Origin of the sequence: Termitidicoccus mucosus (assembly GCF_038725785.1) — a bacterium.
Lineage (GTDB): Bacteria > Verrucomicrobiota > Verrucomicrobiia > Opitutales > Opitutaceae > Termitidicoccus > Termitidicoccus mucosus.
In genome coordinates, this window is record NZ_CP109796.1 from 445989 (window position 1) to 466249 (window position 20261).

Sequence of the window (20261 nt, forward strand, 5' to 3'; positions counted from 1 at the left end):
GGACAGTTCATCACTCGGGTTTAGCCGGTTGCGTGGATTGTTCGCTGCGGCCACCGAGGTGTTTGGCGAAGAACGCTTCCATCGCCGTGTAAACTTCAATACGGTTTTCTTCGTTCGAAAATCCATGGCCTTCGTTAGCCTTGACGATGTAGGGCACGTCGATCCCCCGTTCCTTCAATGCTGCGACGATCTGCTCCGCCTCTGCTTTCTTTACGCGCGGGTCGTTCGCACCTTGGATCACCAGGAGAGGAGCACGGATTTTATCCGCGCTGAAGAGCGGCGAGGCCGCGCGCACCAAGTCCTTGTCCGTCTCCGGATCGCCGACTTGCTCATACATCATTGCTCGGAACGGATCCCAATAGGGCGGGAGGCTCGCTAGCAGCGTAAACAGATTTGATGGTCCCACATAATCGACCCCAGCCGCATAGACCTCTGGCGTAAAGGCGAGGCCAGCTAAAGTCGCATAGCCGCCATAAGAACCGCCATAGATGCCGATTTTCTTCGGATCGGCGATGCCTTGGGCGATCAGCCAATTCACGCCATCAGTCAGATCATCCTGCATTTCCCGTCCCCATTTTTTGAACCCCGCCTCCCAGAACTTCCGACCAAATCCCGTGGACGACCGAAAATTGATTTGAAGAACCGCATAGCCGCGGTTGGCCAGAAATTGCACCTCGGGGTCGAAGCCCCAAGAATCGCGCGCCCACGGTCCTCCATGGGGATTGATAATGGCGGGCAATTTCTTCTGAACCACGCCACGCGGCACGGTGAGGTAGCCTGTCAATTGAAGTCCGTCACGGGCTTTGAAATGGACCGACTGCATGTCCGCCATGTCGGCTTCATTCAACCACGGCGAAACATCCACGAGCTTCCGAAAGTCCCCTGAAACCAGATCGTAGAAATAATAAGCTCCGCGGGATTTGTCGCTCGAAGTCCGCACGAGCACTTTAGTTTCATCCCGGCTCATACTGGCGATGGACACATCGTATCCCGGCAGACGGCGTTTGAGGTCCGTCTGAAGTTTCGCCCGTGGATCGTCCGGGTTGAAAAAATGATATTCCAGCCGGGTAACCTCGTAAGCCACGCCCGTGACCGTCTTGCGTTTCCGCGAAGCCAGTAGGTTTGAAACGTCCACCTGCGGATGTTCAAAAATCACCTCCACTTCCTTAGCTGTGGCGGGATCGATGCGCACAATGGCTTGTTTGTCACGGCCGAGGTTGGACGAAGCATAAAGCTGCTGGTCGTCGTAAGTGAAAAACAGCGGGGCCAGTGTTTCGCGAAAACTCGTTGTCAGCACCGTCTTGAACGGTTCGGACTCCGTCGCTCGGTAGAGCAGGCTGGTCGTCGCGCCGTCGCTCGTAGTGGCGACTCGAATGCGGCCCTTATGATCCGTGACCCACCCCGTGACATTGCCCGGGTTTTCTGCGAGGAGCTTCATTTCCCCGGATTTGGTATCGATGCGGAACGCGTCAAAAATCTCCGGTTTCCGCTGATTTGTCTCAATGATGATCTCGCCGTGATTGTCTTCGAGATCACTCAAGTCATCCACGATCTGAACCCGCGCGTCCGGGAATGGCGTCAGCTCCCGGTCGTTAGTGCCATCGGGATCGACCGCGAAGAGATGAAAGTTCTCATCGCCTCCCTTGTCGCGCAGGTAGGCGATGCGCGATGGGGAAGCCCAGAAGTAACTGCGAATGTCCCGCTCGGTCGCCCCGGTTACACGCGTGGCTTGGTCCGATCCCACCTGCTGCACGTAGATGTTCAGGCGGCTCTCCCACGGCTGAAGCCACGAAACGTAACGGCCATCGGGGGAAAGCTGGAAATTCGTTTTCTCGGGATTGCGGAAAAAATCCCACAAGGGCACGAGACGCGGTGGCGTCGATAATGCCTCACCCCCGGGGCAGATAGCGCCGAGGCTAAGCAGCAAGAGGGCAAGGAGCGGAAGTCTTTTCATCGTAGGGCATCAGGAAAGTGGTGAAAGGTTTTCGGCGACATCGGTGCGGTAGGCTTTCCATGCTGGAACGAGTCCGCAGAGCGCGCAGAGGGCGACCATGCCAAGCGGCGCCCACAGCATAACGGGATTGTAGGTGAAAATTTCGAGAAGCACCCCGGTCTGCGCCCGGATGATCGCCGCCACGCCTCCGACGACGACTCCGTAAACGGCAAACGCCGCAACCATGCCAAGCGCACCTATCACCGCAGCTTCCGCGACGATGATGCCAAACAAGCTGAGCCGGCGTGCTCCCAGCGCCCGGAGAATCGCAATGTCACGCCGACGAGCTGACATCGAATTGTAGATCGCCACGAGCACGCCTGCGGCGGAAACGACCGCGACGAGGTAGGCGACCAGCGACAAAACTTGGTCAAACCAGCCAATCTTGTTGAACAGGTCCGCCATGATCGAGCCGACGGGATAGGCGAAGGTCAGCCGGTTGCCTTGCTTGTTATACATCATGTCGAGCATGAAACCCGACGCGGGCGACTTGAGCTGAATGAGGACTGCACTCACGTCCGTCGCTGCCTTGGGATCATGGCCGCTCATCGTCTGCAGGCCGTGCAGCGGAATCCAAATCACCTTGTCTGCTGGCGTATTCGACGGAGCGAGGATTCCGGTCACATGGTAAGTGTCCGCATGTTGGTTCTTTTCGTCGTAGATCAACCCGTGAAAAGGGTGAAAAACGTCACCCACTTTGAGTCCGAGCCGCTCGGCGACAAAGCTGCCCATCACCGCCTCCTTCGCCGAAGGATCAAATGCCTTCCCTTCGCGCACGGTGAATTTCTTTCCCTGCATGTATTCCACTTTGTCGAACAATTCGGGCACCGTGCCAACGATGCGGTAGCCGCGCAGATTATCTCCGACTGCAATGGGAATCGCGAGTTTTACCGCCGGATGCAGTTTAATCGCCTCGTAGTCAGCCGCCGCCACGTTACCGGGTGACGCTTCGAGATGGAAAATGGCGTTAAGCACGAGTTGGAGTTTCGAGCCGCGAGCTCCGAGCACGGCGTCAAAACCGGCGTTCATCTGCGTGAACGTCGCTTGCGATTGCGTCTTCACCACCCAGACCGACATCAGCAGGCCGCCTGCAAGCGCAATCGCCAACGCGGTGATTATGGTGGATAGTGCGTGCTGCCGGAGATTCCGAAATACAATCAGGGGGAACGTCATGACTTGGTCTCCTTCAACGCGCGGTTAAGTTCCATGAAGTCGCGCACGTTATCGAACGCTCCGAGCACCTCGAGGTCGTGGCTTACGAGCAACAAGGCGGCACCGTTTTCGCGACAGGTCTCACGGATCAAGCTGAGCGCCTCGCGCGCGTTCTTGTGATCCAGGTTGCCGGTCGGTTCGTCTGCCAAAACCAGCTTGGGCCGGTTGGCCAGCGCACGGGCGGCCGCGACTCGTTGCTGCTGGCCGGTGGAGAGCTGGCGCGGAGAGTGCTGTAACCGATGACCCAGACCGACCCGTTCCAGCATCGCGGTGGCCCGACTTAGGTCCGCGCCTGATCCAAAGGCCATGCCGAGCAGCACGTTCTCTAGGCACGAATAGCCCTGAAGCAAATTGAAGACCTGAAAAATATAGCCGATATTCTCAGCACGGAGCCGGTCCCGTGCTGGCTCGCTCAAGGCCGCCATGTCGCGCTCGCCGATCCGAATCGAACCGGAGTCCGGGGTCAGGATGCCGGCGATGAGATTGAGAAACGTGGTTTTGCCCGAACCGCTCTCGCCGCGTAGGGCGATCTGTTCGCCCACCTCGAGAGAGAATTTAGGAACGTCCACGATGAGTTTTCGCTCCCCGTCCGGGGACACGAAGGACCGTTGCAAAGCAGAGATGGCAAGAATGGACATGAGAGCTAATCGTCGGACGCAGTCATGCTGCGTTGCCGATCACCTACAGGTTTTCCCTTCTCAACTTGAGAGGGGTTCAAGCCCGGCTAGATCAGCCGGACGCAACCAGACGAATTAGCTCAAAACCGGAGGCCCACGCGTGGGCTGCAACCGATAATCAAACTGCGAAACCGCCAAAATGGCGGAGGACAACAGAGTCGGGCCTTCGCAAACCGTCAGCGGCTCGACCGTGAGCACAAGCGCCAACGCCAAGACTTCGCCGCCGGCGTAGGTCGTAATCGCGCAATGATCGTCATCACCATGTCCCGTCGCCGCCGTATGGCAAACGTGGTCATGCACTTCGGGCGAGACGCTGCCAATCACCAATGTCGCAAGTAACAGCACCGACAGCACCGCGACGATCCTTCCGAGAAGGCTCGCGGTTCCGAGACGGGCCGTGAAGCGCGCTTGCACAAGCGTAATATCTTTCCATGGGCCATGCATTGTCAAGAGTTGAGTGCGTCAAGTTCAATTTACCAGGCAGCTCTGGAATCCTTCGACCAGTTCATTCCGGTCGAGATTCCGGCCAATAAAGACGAACGTATTCACGCGCGGTTCGTCGCCCCACGGCCGGTCAAGACGACCGTCGAAAAGCATATGCACGCCTTGGAAGACAAGGCGCTGGTCGCTGCCGCGCACGGCCAACACGCCCTTGCTGCGAAAAATATCGTTGCCCTTTTTTTGCAGCAATTCGCCCAGCCAGTTGTTCAACCGTTTTCCGTCTAGGTTACCGGGCAGACTGACTCCGACAGACGTTACCTCCTCGTCGTGCTCGTGGTCGGGTTTGAAGGCGTGCTCCCATTTCGGCGCTACGCCGTCACGCCCGGCGTGCACGGCCGCATTGAATTCGTCCGGGTGGTGTTGGGTGAACAGCGCGTAGAGCCCCGGGCGTTTCACGTGCATCGGAAAAACGGCGGGAAAGGAAGGAAAACTCAATTGCTGATGTGTCTCACCCGGCAGGATGGCGTCGCCGGGACGCAAGACCGTTTCCCCATCCGAGAATACACGCACCGCCGCCTCACGGGCGGTCGCGATGCCCGTCTCGCCCAGACAGGCAACCGGCAGCAGCGCCACGCTCATCTCGGGATCGGGGCCTTCATTGATCGTCAATTCGGCCCGGCCGGTCAGCAATTCATAGACGCCACCCCATTCAAACGGATACTCGGGCTCCAAGAACTGCGGATTGATCTCCGTGGCCCGCGAAAGATTGAATCCTCCTACACCCAGCACACGATCAAGGGCGATCTCGCCATTGCGAGTCCGATGGATTCTCGCGGCGACATTCATCTTCCGCAGGCGAACCTCCAATTCGTCGAGTTTATCCGCCGCCACCAGATCGATTTTGTTCAAGAGAATCACATCCGCGAACGCAACCTGCTCCCGCGCCTCGTCGGAATCGTCGAGGTGCAATGCGACATGCTTGGCGTCCACGACCGTGACGATGGCGTCGAGACGAAATGCGTCGCGAATCTCCGCATCGGTGAAAAACGTCTGCGCCACCGGACCGGGATCGGCAAGGCCCGTCGTTTCGATGAGCACCGCATCAAGCGGCTCTTTGCGCTTCACCAGCCGCATCAGGATGCGGATGAGGTCGCCGCGCACGGAGCAGCAGATGCACCCGTTGTTCATCTCGAACAGCTCCTCATCGCTTTGGATGACGAGCTGGTTATCGACACCGACCTCGCCAAATTCATTTTCGATGACGGCAATTTTCTTACCGTGCTGTCCGGTGAGGATGTGGTTGAGCAACGTGGTCTTGCCCGCACCGAGGAAGCCGGTAAGGACCGTTACGGGGATGGGATTCTTTGGGTTCATAAAAGGAAACGCGTTCAGTCGAATCTCGCGTGCATCGACGCGATGGGAAAGTTCCGGCCCGGACAAACGGTCCGGCCGGGATTGATTTCGCGATGCACTGCGAAACGCACGGGGGTCTTTATCACGTCCGTTTTGAGATATTCGACCAACGCGATGAAAGAACGCAGTTGCGCCGGTGTCGGTTGCGTCTCCTCAAAATTTCCCACGCAGCAGATGCCGATGCCGATAACGAAATGATACGCGAGCCCATGCTTCATGCCGTGGGATCGATGATAGCGGTTGAAAATCGCTGCATTGCCTACGACCGTTCCACTATGGTGTCCCACGATAATCTTCCAGCGACCGGGAGTGATAGTAAGCGCCTTGGTCGTTGCGGTCACATGATCCAACGCCACCGGGTGGCTTTGCACGGCCAGCCTCCTGGTCGCTCCGCGAAGAGCTCGCGCGGCCACCAGTGTCGCCAATCCAGCGAGAAATATACGACGACTATACTTCGTGTTCATTTCTCACCTCGCGCATACCAAGCGTGAATCAAAAGGGACTGCGAGAAGTGGACCGGAGCCGGGAAACCAGCTTCCTTGAGCAATGCTTCCATTTCGTCGGTCGGCAGCAGCACAACGTCGCGGCCGTAGCTGGCGAGCATAGCCTCAACCTGCTCTTCGGTAGCTCCGACGTAACGCATCATCTGCTTCCAAACTCCGAGCAGACTTTCGTGCTGATCGCGCGGAGTGGGTGTGATATCGGCGGTGACGAGCAATCCGCTCGGTCGCAGCCGATTGCCGATCTCGTGGAAAAAACCGACGCGCTGCGTCCGTTCGGTAAGAAATTGAGAAACGAGGATCGCGGTGGCGGCGTGGAACTCGACCCCGGAGGGAAGCTCATGCACGTAGGCCGCATGGAAATCTCGCAGCGGCCGGCGATGCCCTCCGCCGCCGCGCGGCGCTTGCAGATTTCAAGCATCGGTACCGAAGGATCGACCGCCACAAAACGCCAGTCGGGAAAGAATCGCGCGAGGGCGATCAGTTCTGCGCCGGTGCCAACACCGAGGCAAAGAACACGGGCATCGCGCGGCAGTTCCTGAAAGATTAGGTTCATCTGCAAATGCAGGCTGTCCCGTAACGGAGCGACCCGCGCCCAACGAGCGTCGTAGGACTCGGCCCCTTGCTGATCGAACTTTATGGGAGCATCGGAAGAATTCATCGGATTGGTTTTGTTTAGAATCGGAACGTCCAGACGGCCTTGGCCGCGACCGCAGTCTGCGTCGGCACGATATGGTTTGAGTCGGCATCGTAGCCTTGGTTGAGAATCACGAAGACATCGTTGCCGGGCCGAACCGTCCACTTGAGCCGGAAGTTCACACCGAGATTGCGGGTGACGCTGTCATATTGCGCCAGAAGCGAAAGACCAAGGTCCGGCGCGTGGCTGTCCAGGCGACCCGGCTGCTGGCGATATGCGCATCGAAATCGCCTTGCGGCAGCCACACAACGCGCAATTCATGTTCGGCTGAAAGCCGCCAGCGCGTTTTGAAGTCTCCTGCACCTCGCAACGGGTCACGAGCGGAAGTTTGTAATGGGCTGCCACTGCGGTAAGGTCATTGGCATAGTCTTGTCCCCAAGGATGCTCGTTGCCGTTGAAATCGGCAGGCGATGTCGCGGTGTTCACCGCATTGAGGTCGGACAACCCGAAGGCGTTCGCGAAGAACACGGGCGTGATGAACCGCATTTCCTTCGGCCAGCGACGAAAGGACGCGCCCAAGTCATGTTTTTCCAGAATGCCAAACCGCCGGATGCCCAGATCCTTTAGAATCAGGCTCACGCCGACGCCAGCGGCGCCGCCTCCGAAGGCGATAACGTCCATAATCTTCTCCGGGTCTGCATGCTCAGCGGCCATACCGAGGACTCTAGCAAAGTCGTCAAGAGGGGGCGACCAATGGCTGCGTCGAATGCGCGCAGACTCATGACTTAGGCTTCTATAGAGAACTAATTCTCGACGGGCTCCGGTCGAGTCAGGGCGATCCAAGATCGCAGCACGGCAGATGTTCCCAGATAGATCTTCTCCTGCCACGCGCTCGCGAGAATTCGACCCTCCCGATCGATCAACACGAGATTGGGCGGGCCTTCCCCAGCCAGCCGTCGCAGGGCCGGCAGCGAAGGCAAACGCCGATAATCCACAGCCGGCCAAGGCATCTGCTGTTGCTGCATATAGCGCAGCATCGCACGCTTCGAATAGTCTAGGCTGACGAAAACCACCTCGGTATTCGCGCCGTGGCGGCGCAACTCCTCGTAAACTGCTTTGAGCTTCGGCACGAATTCATGACAGGGCGCACACCAATCGGCGCCATAGTAGACCGCCACAACGTCGGGTTCCTTGGCCCAGCGATAGGGAATAAATCGAGATTCGGTGGTACACACCAAGGCGCGACGAAGTTCCGTCCGTGCACCGGAAGTCTTCGGGGTGCTTCCCCACACACAGACACTGCAAAAGAGCAGACCCACTGCTACCCATTGGCTCGTGTGAAGGCTGAGCCCGCGTATGCGCGCGGGCGCAGCTCGATACGGCGCAGTCTCCATGCTTCGTGCTCTTTGCTTCGAGGAGATAAATCTCCGCACGGTCTTCTTTCCGATGATCGTTCGATAGTAGAGCTTCGCCTGCCGTCCAATCACGAGGTCATCAGGCGTCGTCATGGCTTTCTTTTCCTTGATTTTCGTATGCTCGTTCCACACCAGTCCGACCGGTCCCAAAGACGAGCTTTGCACGGTGAAAGTTTTCGCCATCACGGTCGATGGCAACGGTTTCCCCTTTGAGCAGGCGAGGCATATGCGAAACCGCTCGCACCGGCGAAGCGGTCAAAGCGAGCGCACAGACTAGCATCAAGATTCTCATGGTGAGTGGCTGGGTTAGAATTCGTATTTGAGGGTGCCGTAAAAGGACCGCGCGAAACGAGGGCCGTAAACGTAGTCACTATCACGCGAGGCGCCGACCTCTAGGTCGCGCTGTCTCTCATCGAAGAGATTCTTCACGCCTACGGAGAAATCAAGATGACGGCCACTAAAGCGGAAGTGCCGCGTCAATCCAAGATCAACTACCCAGAAGTCAGGCGTGCGGTTGAGCGTGCCGGTATTGTTGTTCAAGGCGTTCATGCGTCCGGTGTATTTCAGGCCGACAAACGCCTCGAATGCCTCATTGGGCGTCCAGACCGATTGAACGACCCCGCTCCATTTCGGCGTTTTCAAGTAGTCGCGCGTGGCGATGACTGTGGTGCCGTCATCGGATGTGTCGTCGAAGATCATTTCGGCCTGATCATACCGTGATTGATAGTAAGCCAGACCGGCGGTGAAGCGTAGCGCGCGATTGGGTTCAAAGGCGACATTGCTTTCGAATCCGGCGATGCGCGATCCCGATGAATTTCCCCGCTCTTGAAAAAGAGAGCCGTCCACCGGATCGGTCTGGATTTCTCCCAGAACGAACGTGTCTTTGATGTCTGTGAGCGAAGCCGTGGCGTCGAAGGCCCAGCGCGCTCCCGCCGCCGCAGAGCGCCACTCAAGGCCGATCATCGTGGTGACTGCCTGTTCTTCGGATAAACCGGCGGCATTCCGAATCCGCACTTGCTCCGCACCGAGCGTGTCAACGTGGAGGTCTTCACTGAAGACTTCCGGAGCGCGAAAGCCGGTGGTAACGCCGGCCTGCAGTTTCAGCGTCTCTGTCGCCGACCAAGCCGCCGCGATACGCGGCGAAAGAATCGGGTTTTCCAGCGTGGAGCTTTTGTCGATGCGCCCGCCAAGCACGAGATCGAGCGCGGGACTGACGGCCCACTCGTCCTGCACGTAGACCCCCGTGTTCGAGAATGTGTCATCGGCGGTCGTGCGGCGCAGGGCACCGGCAAAGTCGCGGTTCTGATCAAGCACGGATTCGCGTTTGTATTGCGCACCGAAGGCCAGGACATGCGCTCCCAAGCGATAGTTGAACTGCGAGTCCCAATAGTGCAGCGGGTTCTCGGTGTAGCCGTATTGGCCGTAGGAGGATTCCGCCGCGCTGCCAGGCACATTCGGGTCGAGCTGATCCGGGTCGTAGGCCGGGTCACTGGGATCGGTAATCACATCGCCCAGCCCACCGTAGAAGCTCTTCCGCTCGATATAGGCGAAGGAATAGCCCAGCCGGAAATCAAAATCGGGGTTGACCACCTGGTCCCAAACCACGCCTCCGCGATGGTATTTCGTCTGCAACGACTCTGCGATATTGGCGAGGAATTCAGGCTGATTGAGGCGGTTGCCGCCGCGCCGATTTTCCCATGTGAACTGGTAGTTGGCCCGAAATTTCGTGCGGTTTGTCGGGGCGAACCAGAGCTGGAAACCGCCCACACCGAGTTCCTTTTCGGTGATCTCCGTATAACCATCATCGTTGTAGTCGATCCCGTCGTTGACGCTGCTATGGCCGACCAACGAAAAGCCAAGTTTCCCGTCCGCCAGGACGAGATTGGCCCGGCCTCCCGCAAAAAGCACGGGCTCGTTTTTTTGCACATCCACGCCGACTTGCAGGAATCCACCGTTGGTGCGGGGTTCGATCGGCACGAGGTTGATGACGCCGGCAACCGCACCGGGACCGTAAAGGGCCGAGCCGCCACCTTTGACGACTTCCAGACGGTCAACAAACGCGGTTGGAATTTGTTCGAGGCCATACACGCCGCCGAGCGAGGAAAGGAGCGGTGTGCCATCGAATAGGATCTGGTTGTAGGCGCCGCCGAGCCCGAGCAGTTGGACTTCGGAAGTGTTGCAGTTCTGGCAATTGCTCTCGACGCGCACGCCGTTGAGCAGTTCGACAGCTTGCGAAAAGTTAAGTGGGACGCGCAGGTTCATATCCTCGCGCAACACGACTTCAGTGCGCACGGGCACGTCGGAGAGAAGGCGCTCGGTTCGGGTGGCGGTCGTGACGACTAGGCGGTCTAGTTGGACAACCTCCCCGGGTGGCGATGCCGGCGAGGTTTGAGCCCGCAGAACGGGAGTGGCAATGAGAAGGAAAGAGAAAAGAAATCGGGTCGACATAGTGATTCTGGGCGCAGGGAAGTGGGCACACTTCACCTGCCATTAGTGGTGAGGAGAAAAGGAGCGCTCGTCTTCGCGAGAGAAGCGCGTTTCGGAACCGACCTCAGATCACCGGAGGCCCACAGCCGAAGGGATACTTGAACTCAGTGGCGGGAAAATCCTGCGCATGGTATTCCCGGCAGGCTTCCCAGCAGAGAAAACCATCAGGAACCAGGAATAAAGCCGCCAGCTCATGCGCGAAATGGCCTTGCGCAAACTGCGTGATGACGCAACCGGCCTCTTCGTCGTCATGGTCCTGCTCCGATCCCGAAGCTACGCCATTAACACCATTCTCCCGATCATGGTTGCACAATTGATAAACAAACTCACGACCATGAATCCAAGCGTGAGCCTGAGGCGAAGCCGCTAGGATGTTGAGCAGTAGAACCAGCGCGAGGGCACACCAAGCCGCCACGCGCTGCCAGAGGGCAGAACGGAAGCGGTGTGGAGCGTAAATTCGGATGCGCATGATGCTCTCAGGTAAGACTAGCAAAGCCATCAAGAGGTGGAAACCCGTAAGCGGGGAAAAGCACCTAGCACCTCCGATGTCAGCCTTTCTCGATATTGTATTGAATGCGACATCATGTAGCTTGAGATATATCTTATTTGTTTTGGATATCAAGTCATTTTTTTGGACTCTTGATCGCCGATGCCATCAGCCAAATCTCGTCACTCGTCCACGCCCAAGTATCCCGCGCCGCACCAGGTCGATGGCGTGCGTAGCGCCCGGGAAGCACACTCCCGTGAGACCGCGGAAGACTTGTCGAGGCAATCGCAGAGTTGGACGCCAGGCAGGGTAGGGCCCGCGTGACCGACCTGGCTCGAAGGCTTGATGTGACTCACGTTACCGTGAACCGCACAATCTCTGGCTTCAACAGGCCGGTTATGTGACCTCACAGCCGTATCGCGCAATCTTCCTGATCGAGAAAGGCAAGGTTCTCGCTGCCGCATCGAAGCAACGTCATAAAACGGTGGTCCGTTTTCTCCTTTCGCTGGGAGTCCCCGAGGCGATAGCCCGACGCGATGCCGAAGGCATCGAACACCATGTCAGCACGGAGACGCTTGCCACCTTCAAACGCATTCTCAAGCGGGAGAGCAAGACGGCATCGAATGCGTCACGGTAATAGTCGGATCGCTGTTCGCCCCTTCTCAAAAACGAGAACCGCCCCTGTGGGGCGGTTCTCAGACGCAGTAGCATGTACTTTCCATTTTCCACTTTGATAGACGCGCCTTGAAGCTTTCCGTTCAAATGCGAACAGGTTGGCTCGCATAGCACCCTGAGGCCGACTACGATCACCCGATGGAATCGGTGAAGATGGGGCATCCCCATCTTCACCCTTTGCCTTGCGGGCAAATGAAACTAAACACATCCCGCCGAGGAGGCACAATCAGGTCGAGCGACCATTTCTCAGCATCCGTGATCGTTCGCGGCTTGACCCGTTGCTGCAAAAGCCGGCGGGCGGCATCGATCGCCCCTTGGTCGGGTTCGCTGGCCGTGTAGAGACAACTGTGAGCGTGGGTGGCCGAGAAGCGGAAAAGATTGGTTCCGTCCGATTCGGTCAGCCGGTGGCCTGAAGTATGGGTGGTGCGTTTGTCGAAAACGGCTGCACAGGCGCCGGGCGTGACGGGCATCAACAGGAAGTCCATAGCGTCGCCTTCGCCCCAGTTGAAGCAAAGGACGGGATGATCCGAGGTAACGATTTCCCGACCAGGTGGTGTGAGGAAAAGTCGCACGTCCCAGAATCTCTTCAGGCGTGCATAGATTTCGTCCTGCGGCAGAGTCTCGCGGGATTGGTTACCGGCGATCAATCGGTCTAGGAGGCTGGTGGTTCGCAGTTGGTAGGCGTGGGCGCCATCGTGGCCAGTGTGATTTTCATGGGAGATGTTGCGCGCATACAAGTCGAGGACTGCAACGATCAGGGCGAAGTATTCAAACACGGTGGGGTCGCCGCCGCTCCAAATTTTTGCGACGGCGGCCGCGTAACCATCTTCGATGGCTTGGAATTCATTTTCCGATTTCTTTGCGGCGATCTTGGAGAAGAGATAGTCGCCTGCACATTGGGATTTTACCGGAACGAAGGCCGTTCGCTTTTCGTCGATCCGCCAGACTTTCGAGTCGCGCGTCGCTTTTGCTCCGTCGGGAGAAAAGTTCTTCAGATAGACGCAGGGAAGAAAGTGCTGGCGTTTATACGCGGGCATGAGTGCAGAGGATGCTACGCTGAACCCTATAGGGCAACCTCAGTAATTGACGGACGCATCAACTTGTTGCGCCGCCAACTTTAGGAAGGCTACACGGCTGCTTCCAGCGCTCGCTTGGTTGCGTCAAAAATGCGGGCATCGGGCAAGAGCAGGTGGAGAAGAGAGCAAACGTTATTTTATATGGCCATCGGTGGCGGCCGTGTTGGTCGACCGGATTCAATTACCGACATGATTCTACCTCTTTCAGCTTTCGAACGGCTCGGCCGTTTTTATCATTCTACCGGCCATAACGCCCATCAAAGACAGCGATCAGAGCTCCAAATCATGCACTAAAAGACCGCCTACTGTGGTCGGACCAATTGGTGGTGCCTGTTTCGCATGTAGACGATAGTTTGGGGGATGGACCCTCTAGATTCTGACTGAGGGGGCTGTTCCGAGCAGTGGAGGTGTGGCCTGTTTTAGCAGCAGGCGCATTCCGCGGACGGGTGAAGGGTGTGGCCTTAACTTATCTCAACCGCTCAACGATCCATCCCGCCGCGACCATGCCGTCGGCCTCCTTAGAGCTGACGTGTTCGTCAAAGAGAGCGACACAGATCAGATCCGACGCGCGCGTTAAAGCGACAAACGCCCGAAGACAATGACTCATCTCGTTCGCGGAAAGCTCGCTGCCGTGCTTTTGACCAGCCAACACTGGTACCAGACTCGCTAGATCGTGGGTAGGATGGATGTACGTTTCAACGAGCAGCGTAGCCGCGTGCGTTTCTCCCTTCACCCCATGGATCGAGTCGAAGCGCAGCGGCAGGGTCTTGCCGTCCTCGGTATGTAGATATTGATTTGGTGCACCACCGGTCGCCACAGCCGGTGGTGCGGGCATGTGATCATCCCACGCCAGGAACCGTTGAGCAGTTCCCGTGATCGGCTCCGACAGCAGAGTGATCAGCGTCGCTAGCAACTTAGGTATTTCGGCAGCCCAAACCGCGGTTGAAAGCGACGTAGCATGGTTCGTAAGCGTCCAGAGGATCTGCTGAAACACTGGATATGTGCCGGCTGCAGTCAGCGCGTCACGCAGCGCGGTTCTGGTTCGAGGCTGCCCCGGTTTGGGCACATCGTTCGCAAGAGTGATTAGGGCCAACACACCCGCTATGATGGTGTGCGCCGCTTCAGCGCCGGTCCTAGACTGGGCCGAACGTTCCCGAGCTTCTTGCACAAATCCGAGGAGGGTATCAGGATTCTGCGGCTAACCGCCGTATCAGGATCGAACCCTCCCCAATAGTCACCCAACGACAGCGGGAAGTGATCCCTTTTTAGTACGCGAACTTTTTTCCGGCTCGCGACAACGCACACCTCACGCTTTCGCCATGTCTCCGGCGGCACTTCAGCCAGCACGAGATTAGCAAATCGTGGCACTACCTGATTGATGGCGGCCCGACTGAACAGGAAGATCGTATTGCGCCGCGACGGACCAGTGGGATGCCCGACCAATGTCTGCTTCGCGGCTGCCGTGAACCGACTCGCGAGCCCAGCGATGGCCGGTCCGAAACGGCGGGTCGACGACAACGGGAGCACCGGTCGTTTTCCGAACAGTTTGGGTGCAACGACTGCATCTTCGTCGAGATTAAAGATCGTCTGGTTCTTGTCTCCGAAGCACTGCACCACACAGTGACTCGCCGGAAAGAGTTGTTCGATCAGCCGGCACTGCACGGCTGAAGTATCCTGTAGCTCGTCAACGAACACCCACGCGAAGCGGTCTCTAATCGCCGTCGCCAAATACGGCAGTTTGCTGAGCGTCCGCTCCGCCATCGCATACATGTCGTCGAACCGGAAATAGCCCTGCTTTGCCAGACGGTGCTTAAGGTTTCTCAGATCACCGTAGGTGGCACTTTTGGGGGCAGGCAAACCGGCCGGATAGTTTGCCGAATCAACCCGCAGCTCACCATCGGCGTAGCGCAGTCCGCCGATGATCTGACGAATGCGCGTTTCGTCGCCGCGATGCTTGAGCCACCCCTTCGCGCTCGGATAAACACCCGCGGTTATATAGGCCGCCCAAGCGCGCCGAGCGAATCGTTCATTGTCCACCGCCGTGATCGGTAAATCTCGCTGTCGCAGGAACGGCAGAGCGATAAACTGATCCACGAATGCTTGGAAGGTACCAATAAAGTGGGGGTGATCGAGCAGCCGTCGGAGGGAAGCGGACGAGGCGAGCCTATCCTCGATCTCACGCCGGGCGACGTTGGTGTGTGACAGGACACATACGCCACGATGTGCGTCCCGCCAACACTCCGAGAGTAGAGCGAGCTTCGCCGTCAGCAGCGTGGTCTTGCCGCTGCCCGGCCCTGACTGGACTTCACAGGAATTGTCGCACCCGAGAATGGCCAAGCGTTCTGGGTCCGGATGATCCAAACCCAGACGCTTTACGAGGTCACAGATCTCCCCTTCGGTGAAGTCCACTGGGGTTAACGTCAGGGAGCGGGCTGAAGGGACGTGACGTAGTCGATCGTCGATAGAACATGCGCTGGCAGATTGGCGCGAAGCGCAGCTTCATCGTGCCCGCTCTTAGCCAGGCGTTCGGCAAAAATTTGGGCGACCTCTGCTTTCGATGCCTCCTTCTCATAAAGCGGCTGATAAACAAACGCGGCGATCTCCCGCGCGTTCTTTTGGGCTGCGAAGGCATCGTATTCTGTTTCTGCGGCGGTAACGATCTGCGCAGTTTCGTCGACGGTCAGCTCACCAGAGAAGTTCTTCAGCTCCTTCGCAATGGCGATGGCCGTGTGCAATTCGCGGGCAAATCCACCTAGCGCAATGTCGTGTTCCAATGTCCATTCAGGTGAAACAAACGTCTGCACGACACCTCCATCGTACTTTATTAATGCAGCGAGATGCGTCTTAAGTTTCGTTGCACCAAAATCGCTAGTGAACTTCGGCCCTTTCTTCTTAGGTAGCACGTATGTCTTGGACTCATCCGTGGGAATGTCACGGTCGGACACACACGCCACACGTATCGGAGGCTCCTTACCGTCAGCCCGTTGAAATACGCGCGCATAGCGAAATAGGCCACGGTGCCCGACATTCACCACGGATACGCCGTGACGCGTGAACGATCTCCCCAACAATTCAGCGAAAACCGGCAACAGGATGTTTTCGGCATCCCCTTCAACGATGACCACCCCGCGAGCAAAAAATAGGTTGGCTTTTGTTGCGTCCAGAAATCTTCGCAGGAACCGGTAATCGCCGGGGCTCAATTTGGTCTGGTTCGCCGCCAGGGGGAATGCACGCCCGGCGGCCAGCAGCGTCAGGTTCTCGATGTTAGCTTTCGCCGATAATGTCGGACTGTGGGTCGTTACGATCACCTGCACGCCGGAATCTCCGGCTGTTTTCGCTTCCAAAAACTCCATCAAACGTAGTTGGAGTTGAGGATGGAGGTGCGCTTCGGGTTCCTCGACTAGGAGCAGGGGTAGTCCCGCCTCCGTGGTTTCGCTGAGGAGGAGAAGCTCGGCGGCCATAAAAAGCAGATTATTTAGGCCCAAGCCGTGTCGCAGGCGCTCGTCAGGCGTGAGCGATGAATTCAACCATAATTCGAGTTTTTCCAGAATGGCTTTTAAATCGGCGTTTCGCCCAATGGTGATTTCGCCCTGCAAAGATGCCGGTCCGGTAGAAAGATTCTTGAGATAGTCGTCGTTGAGCTGTCGTTTGGCTTGGGTGAGCGAATCGCTCGATTGAATCCACCCTTCGGCGGTCTTCATGATTCCGACAAGCGTTGCCGGAGGCTGCAGTGGCTTGCCGGTTTCAGGCACGGGTGGCGTGCTCGGTTGATCCTGACCTTTCAGCGCAGGATGATTGAGCAGGAGCTGTGAAAGCCGCGAACTACGGCCGGCAGCCATTTCCATTTCAGCATCGCGCAGCGGCTTCAGGTAGGTGCTGAGAAGGAAGCTTCGCAGGTCGCCCTCGACAGCGCGGCCCGCCCCTTTGGGACCCGACCGCCAAGACGAATCCGCCACAAACGTTTCAACTCCGCTTCGATTTTTCCGCTTCACGCGGAAGACGTGCAAAGTGACCTCCAGCGCCGGCTCTTTTTCCTCCAGCGACAGCCACTCCATGAAACGCGCCCGTTCAGGGTTCGACAGCCCCTCAAACCGGCAATGCAGTCGAAAGCTGTCGGCTGGCACGCCTTTTTCACGGTGAAAATCGTCGTCCGTCACGCGCAGGAAGTCCTGTCCCTTTGCCCCAAGGACGAGGCGCAACGCGTCGATCACCGCCGATTTTCCGGCATCGTTTTCTCCGACCAGAACGGTCAGGCCACGTTTGATTTCCAACCGCAAGTGTGTCCCGGTGGCCTCCGAGCCAAAGAGGCGGAAATTTTCTGCGATGAGCGTAACTAGGTGCATAGAGGGATGGGCTTCTGCCAACTCAGCGAACATATACTGTCTCGCAGAAAATCGTCCCGTGGCCAACGTCTTTCTTGCCAAGCTAGGAGTGAACCATGGAATCCACTGCCCGGGCCTCGATTGTATCTTTGCCCGTCAAGTTCCTCCTCGCTTCGCTGCGGTCCAGCTTGACGGGCAGGACGAAGGTGGCTGTTCCGGGCAGTGGAGGTGTGGCATGTTTTTGGGAAACAGGCGCAAGTGCTGGGATATTCTTGCGAATATACGTGAACTTCGCCATACGCTTTAGTGTTCAATGCCTTTCGATCTCGATAACGTTCTCGTAGTTGCGATTTCCTCATCCGCACTTTTCGACGCGCGGGAGGAAGATCGCATTTTCCGAGAACAGGGACAGCGGGCGTTTATCGACTATCAGATCGCCAATGAGGACCGGCCGTTCAAGAAGGGCACGGCATTCCCCCTGATCGAAGGTTTGCTGCGGCTCAATACTCTGTCGAAAAAACAGTTGGTCGAGGTGGTGGTGCTCTCACATAACAATCCGGAGGCGGGGCTTCGGGCGATGAATTCGGTGGAGCACTATGGCTTGGAACTCTCCCGCGCCGCGTTCGTGGGCAGCACGCCGGTGGCGCGTTACCTGCCGCCCTATCGGGTGAAATTGTTTTTGTCGCGCAATGAGGCTGATGTCCGGCAGGCGTTGGCCGGGCGCGTTGCTGCGGGATTGATCTACGACCCGCCGACGCAGCTCTGTGCGGAATCGAATCAGCTCCGTATCGCGTTCGATGGCGATGCGGTGATTTTTTCGGATGAATCAGAGCGAGTTTACCAGCAAACGAAGAACCTGCAGGCTTTCTTCGAACACGAGCAGGCAAACGCACAGAAGCCGATGGCCGATGGTCCGTTTGCTGCGTTCCTCCGCTGGATTGCTCAGGTGCAGGCGGATGCGTCGATCCGTAACTCGGACGACAGCAGCCCCATTCGCACGGCGCTTGTCACCGCGCGCAACGGCCCCGCAGTCAAGCGCGTGATTCTTACATTGCGTGCGTGGGGTGTCGCCATCGACGAGGAGTTTTTCCTCGGGGGAATCAACAAGGCGGAGATCCTCCAAGCATTCAATCCACACATCTTCTTCGATGATCAGGATGTGCACGCGGCACCGGCTTCCCGGCTCGTCTCAACGGCTCGTGTGATGTGTGGGCCAACCGCCGATATTGCGCCGCCCGCGCCCGTGGTCGTGCCTGCGGCTGAGGTCACTCCTCCTTCTGCGCACTATGAAGAGGTGACGAAGGTGCCGGACTTGGCTCCGGTCGGAGCGCTGACGAAGAAAGTCTTCGAGACCCGGTTGAGGGAGATTTTCCTTGGCTACACGCCGCTGAACAACGGCGTGCTCGATCCGCGCTACCGGAAGTTCATCGCCGACAATCGTGATCGTCCCGGAACGGCACGCGCCGCGATCCTACGGGAGCTGGAGCGCTACGATTTGAGCGGGATGACCAGTCACAAGCCGATGCTCAATCGCGAGCGTGAAGACATGGTTGCCGCGAAACTCGCAAGGGTGGTCGCCAAGGCCGCAGACTCCGCACAAGGGAAACTCGACTTAAAGTGATATGTCGCCGCAGAACCTGAAGCGGATCGCGGCGGCATGCGCCGATCTCGGAAATCGCGCGGCCGACGAGGGGGGCTTTGTGGCGTTACCTCGACTCACCGAACTGCTCCGCGCTGAAGTCGAATTCCGTCCGCTGCTCGTGGAAGCGATGATTGCAGCTCCAAACGGCCCCGGTACATGGAAGGTGCTGGTGGATTCCGAAGCGTATCCTGACGGCGCGAAGGCATTCCTGATGGAAAGCCCGCAGGCGCCGTTGCCCGCCCGGCTGCGCAACACGCTCGCCCATGAACTCCTCCACACGCTCAGTTTCCGGGCCGAAGAATTTGGATTCAAACTTGAGCTGAACGGCAAAGAAACGCGCATGGATGCCGTCAAACGGTTGGAAAAGGAGACTGAGGGATTTTCACCGCTGCTCCTGTTGCCGCAGAAGGTAATCGAATCCGAGCTGGAGTCTCGCGGGTTGTCGTTGGATGTCCTCCTCGACTGGCGCCAGCGCTGGACGGTATCCCGGGAAGTGCTGGTAGCCCGGTTGGGACTCCTTCAATCTCTGCCCGAGTTCCGCCTCCGGTATCACCGCGGTGTCCTGAATGTCGCCGTTTGCCTCGCAGAGTGGGTAAATGACGAGTCGACGGTGCTCTTGGAATGGCCGATCTATTTCAATTTCCGGGACGGCATCGTTCCCGAGTTCCTGCTGCAACTCAGGACCAAAGGAAAGCCGGCGCTGAGGGATTTATTCTCCGAGTCAGAATTTTTGCTTAATGGGGGTGAAAAGAGAAGCACGCGAAACACGCTCCCTGCCGGGACCGCAACGAATCCACGGGCCGAAAAACTCGAAATTGTGGCTGACGTCGAATCGGTGCCGAAAAGGAAGGGCGAAACGTTCTTGATCGTATTCCGCAGCGAATAACGGCCGCCTCTCGGTGGTTACTCGATCATGCAGTGGCTCCATCGAATATTGAAGTCAATAGGGCTCGTGCCAGCTCGACCCAGAGTTGGCATATTGGTGATCGGTTTCTTGTATTGGAAAAGAGAATCGATCCGTGAGGGTTGGCGAAAAGCCCGGTTGCAGATGGAGCACGGGATTCCGGTCAAGGTGCCGCTCCATTATTGGCGGAAATCGAAATCCAAAACTTTCACGATGACATTCGGCCCAAAATCGGGTGGCGGCTATGCCATCGTGCCTCCTTGTCGGGAGACACGCATGGATGGCCCAAAATTGCAGGCTGAGGCCGAGGCATTGTGGGGAGTGGAGTTAATTCCACTCCAGTCGTAAATGTCATTTCCAAGGACTGGGGATGCGTAGGG

At 57.7% G+C, this 20261-nt stretch carries 19 protein-coding genes and 1 pseudogene; 3 read left to right on the forward strand and 17 right to left on the reverse strand.

All coding sequences use genetic code 11. The features are described 5' to 3' along the window. Positions 1-10 precede the first annotated feature (10 nt). The 13 genes and pseudogenes from OH491_RS01605 to OH491_RS01665 all read right to left on the reverse strand — a co-directional run bounded on the left by OH491_RS01605 (position 11) and on the right by OH491_RS01665 (position 11244). Entirely contained in the window at positions 11-1954 is a 1944-nt protein-coding gene (locus tag OH491_RS01605) for a S9 family peptidase (RefSeq protein WP_068769629.1), read from the reverse strand. A gap of 9 nt (positions 1955-1963) precedes the next feature. Beyond that, positions 1964-3166: an ABC transporter permease gene (locus tag OH491_RS01610; RefSeq protein ID WP_068769628.1), complete on the reverse strand. Its 1203-nt coding sequence runs from the start codon at positions 3164-3166 to the stop codon at positions 1964-1966. Beyond that, on the reverse strand, positions 3163-3843 hold the full coding sequence (locus OH491_RS01615; RefSeq protein ID WP_068769627.1) for an ABC transporter ATP-binding protein: 681 nt from the start codon (positions 3841-3843) through the stop codon (positions 3163-3165). Before OH491_RS01615 ends, OH491_RS01610 begins: the two co-directional genes overlap by 4 nt. Before the next feature lie 114 nt (positions 3844-3957). Then, the gene (locus OH491_RS01620; protein WP_145928671.1) at positions 3958-4296 is read right to left on the reverse strand and encodes a hypothetical protein; all 339 of its coding nucleotides are present in this window, start codon (positions 4294-4296) and stop codon (positions 3958-3960) included. Between the two features lie 54 nt (positions 4297-4350). After that, complete coding sequence (locus tag OH491_RS01625) at positions 4351-5697, reverse strand: CobW family GTP-binding protein (protein WP_068769625.1); 1347 nt, start codon at positions 5695-5697, stop codon at positions 4351-4353. Between the two features lie 14 nt (positions 5698-5711). Then, positions 5712-6200, reverse strand: a complete 489-nt coding sequence (locus tag OH491_RS01630) for a peptidoglycan recognition protein family protein (RefSeq protein WP_084442004.1) — start codon at positions 6198-6200, stop codon at positions 5712-5714. Then, positions 6197-6583 carry a hypothetical protein gene (locus tag OH491_RS01635; protein WP_334319192.1) on the reverse strand — a complete coding sequence of 129 codons (387 nt, stop codon included), beginning with the start codon at positions 6581-6583 and terminating at the stop codon, positions 6197-6199. The genes OH491_RS01630 and OH491_RS01635 overlap by 4 nt, the downstream gene beginning before the upstream one ends. Positions 6584-6660: 77 nt before the next feature. Beyond that, positions 6661-6897: pseudogene (locus tag OH491_RS01640) on the reverse strand (class I SAM-dependent methyltransferase); the annotation flags it as partial. Positions 6898-6911: 14 nt separating this feature from the next. Beyond that, complete coding sequence (locus OH491_RS01645) at positions 6912-7055, reverse strand: hypothetical protein (protein ID WP_334319191.1); 144 nt, start codon at positions 7053-7055, stop codon at positions 6912-6914. Positions 7056-7077: 22 nt separating this feature from the next. Next, the gene (locus tag OH491_RS01650; protein ID WP_068769623.1) at positions 7078-7587 is read right to left on the reverse strand and encodes an NAD(P)-binding domain-containing protein; all 510 of its coding nucleotides are present in this window, start codon (positions 7585-7587) and stop codon (positions 7078-7080) included. A gap of 89 nt (positions 7588-7676) precedes the next feature. After that, positions 7677-8471: a thioredoxin-like domain-containing protein gene (locus OH491_RS01655; protein WP_334319215.1), complete on the reverse strand. Its 795-nt coding sequence runs from the start codon at positions 8469-8471 to the stop codon at positions 7677-7679. A 123-nt stretch (positions 8472-8594) separates the two neighbouring features. Next, the gene (locus OH491_RS01660) at positions 8595-10736 is read right to left on the reverse strand and encodes a TonB-dependent receptor (RefSeq protein WP_084442003.1); all 2142 of its coding nucleotides are present in this window, start codon (positions 10734-10736) and stop codon (positions 8595-8597) included. 103 nt (positions 10737-10839) lie between these two features. Then, positions 10840-11244, reverse strand: a complete 405-nt coding sequence (locus OH491_RS01665) for a hypothetical protein (protein ID WP_145928669.1) — start codon at positions 11242-11244, stop codon at positions 10840-10842. 418 nt (positions 11245-11662) lie between these two features. Here OH491_RS01665 and OH491_RS01670 point away from each other — a divergent pair, with 418 nt between their 5' ends. Next, positions 11663-11899, forward strand: a complete 237-nt coding sequence (locus OH491_RS01670) for an iron dependent repressor, metal binding and dimerization domain protein (RefSeq protein WP_334319189.1) — start codon at positions 11663-11665, stop codon at positions 11897-11899. Positions 11900-12107: 208 nt separating this feature from the next. Here OH491_RS01670 and OH491_RS01675 read toward each other — a convergent pair whose 3' ends face one another. The 4 genes from OH491_RS01675 to OH491_RS01690 all read right to left on the reverse strand — a co-directional run bounded on the left by OH491_RS01675 (position 12108) and on the right by OH491_RS01690 (position 17389). Then, positions 12108-12974, reverse strand: coding sequence for a DUF4238 domain-containing protein (locus OH491_RS01675; RefSeq protein ID WP_068769621.1), 867 nt, complete (start codon positions 12972-12974; stop codon positions 12108-12110). Between the two features lie 505 nt (positions 12975-13479). After that, the gene (locus OH491_RS01680) at positions 13480-14007 is read right to left on the reverse strand and encodes a hypothetical protein (RefSeq protein WP_068769620.1); all 528 of its coding nucleotides are present in this window, start codon (positions 14005-14007) and stop codon (positions 13480-13482) included. 107 nt (positions 14008-14114) lie between these two features. Beyond that, positions 14115-15422, reverse strand: coding sequence for a UvrD-helicase domain-containing protein (locus tag OH491_RS01685; protein WP_068769619.1), 1308 nt, complete (start codon positions 15420-15422; stop codon positions 14115-14117). Positions 15423-15433: 11 nt separating this feature from the next. Further along, the gene (locus OH491_RS01690) at positions 15434-17389 is read right to left on the reverse strand and encodes an ATP-dependent nuclease (protein ID WP_084442001.1); all 1956 of its coding nucleotides are present in this window, start codon (positions 17387-17389) and stop codon (positions 15434-15436) included. A 259-nt stretch (positions 17390-17648) separates the two neighbouring features. Here OH491_RS01690 and OH491_RS01695 point away from each other — a divergent pair, with 259 nt between their 5' ends. Together OH491_RS01695 and OH491_RS01700 are read left to right on the forward strand one after the other, a co-directional pair. Then, positions 17649-18956, forward strand: a complete 1308-nt coding sequence (locus tag OH491_RS01695) for a 5'-nucleotidase (RefSeq protein WP_068769618.1) — start codon at positions 17649-17651, stop codon at positions 18954-18956. Position 18957: 1 nt separating this feature from the next. Next, the gene (locus OH491_RS01700) at positions 18958-19863 is read left to right on the forward strand and encodes an ImmA/IrrE family metallo-endopeptidase (RefSeq protein ID WP_068769617.1); all 906 of its coding nucleotides are present in this window, start codon (positions 18958-18960) and stop codon (positions 19861-19863) included. Positions 19864-20261 lie beyond the last annotated feature (398 nt).

What these genes read in the sequence shown, in the direction of transcription:
- OH491_RS01605 (WP_068769629.1), bottom strand. Translation starts at nt 1,954, where the DNA reads ATGAAAAGACTTCCGCTCCTTGCCCTCTTGCTGCTTAGCCTCGGCGCT.
- OH491_RS01610 (WP_068769628.1), bottom strand. Translation starts at nt 3,166, where the DNA reads ATGACGTTCCCCCTGATTGTATTTCGGAATCTCCGGCAGCACGCACTA.
- OH491_RS01615 (WP_068769627.1), bottom strand. Translation starts at nt 3,843, where the DNA reads ATGTCCATTCTTGCCATCTCTGCTTTGCAACGGTCCTTCGTGTCCCCG.
- OH491_RS01625 (WP_068769625.1), bottom strand. Translation starts at nt 5,697, where the DNA reads ATGAACCCAAAGAATCCCATCCCCGTAACGGTCCTTACCGGCTTCCTC.
- OH491_RS01630 (WP_084442004.1), bottom strand. Translation starts at nt 6,200, where the DNA reads ATGAACACGAAGTATAGTCGTCGTATATTTCTCGCTGGATTGGCGACA.
- OH491_RS01650 (WP_068769623.1), bottom strand. Translation starts at nt 7,587, where the DNA reads ATGGCCGCTGAGCATGCAGACCCGGAGAAGATTATGGACGTTATCGCC.
- OH491_RS01655 (WP_334319215.1), bottom strand. Translation starts at nt 8,471, where the DNA reads ATGGCGAAAACTTTCACCGTGCAAAGCTCGTCTTTGGGACCGGTCGGA.
- OH491_RS01660 (WP_084442003.1), bottom strand. Translation starts at nt 10,736, where the DNA reads ATGTCGACCCGATTTCTTTTCTCTTTCCTTCTCATTGCCACTCCCGTT.
- OH491_RS01665 (WP_145928669.1), bottom strand. Translation starts at nt 11,244, where the DNA reads ATGCGCATCCGAATTTACGCTCCACACCGCTTCCGTTCTGCCCTCTGG.
- OH491_RS01675 (WP_068769621.1), bottom strand. Translation starts at nt 12,974, where the DNA reads ATGCCCGCGTATAAACGCCAGCACTTTCTTCCCTGCGTCTATCTGAAG.
- OH491_RS01690 (WP_084442001.1), bottom strand. Translation starts at nt 17,389, where the DNA reads ATGTTCGCTGAGTTGGCAGAAGCCCATCCCTCTATGCACCTAGTTACG.
- OH491_RS01695 (WP_068769618.1), top strand. Translation starts at nt 17,649, where the DNA reads ATGCCTTTCGATCTCGATAACGTTCTCGTAGTTGCGATTTCCTCATCC.
- OH491_RS01700 (WP_068769617.1), top strand. Translation starts at nt 18,958, where the DNA reads ATGTCGCCGCAGAACCTGAAGCGGATCGCGGCGGCATGCGCCGATCTC.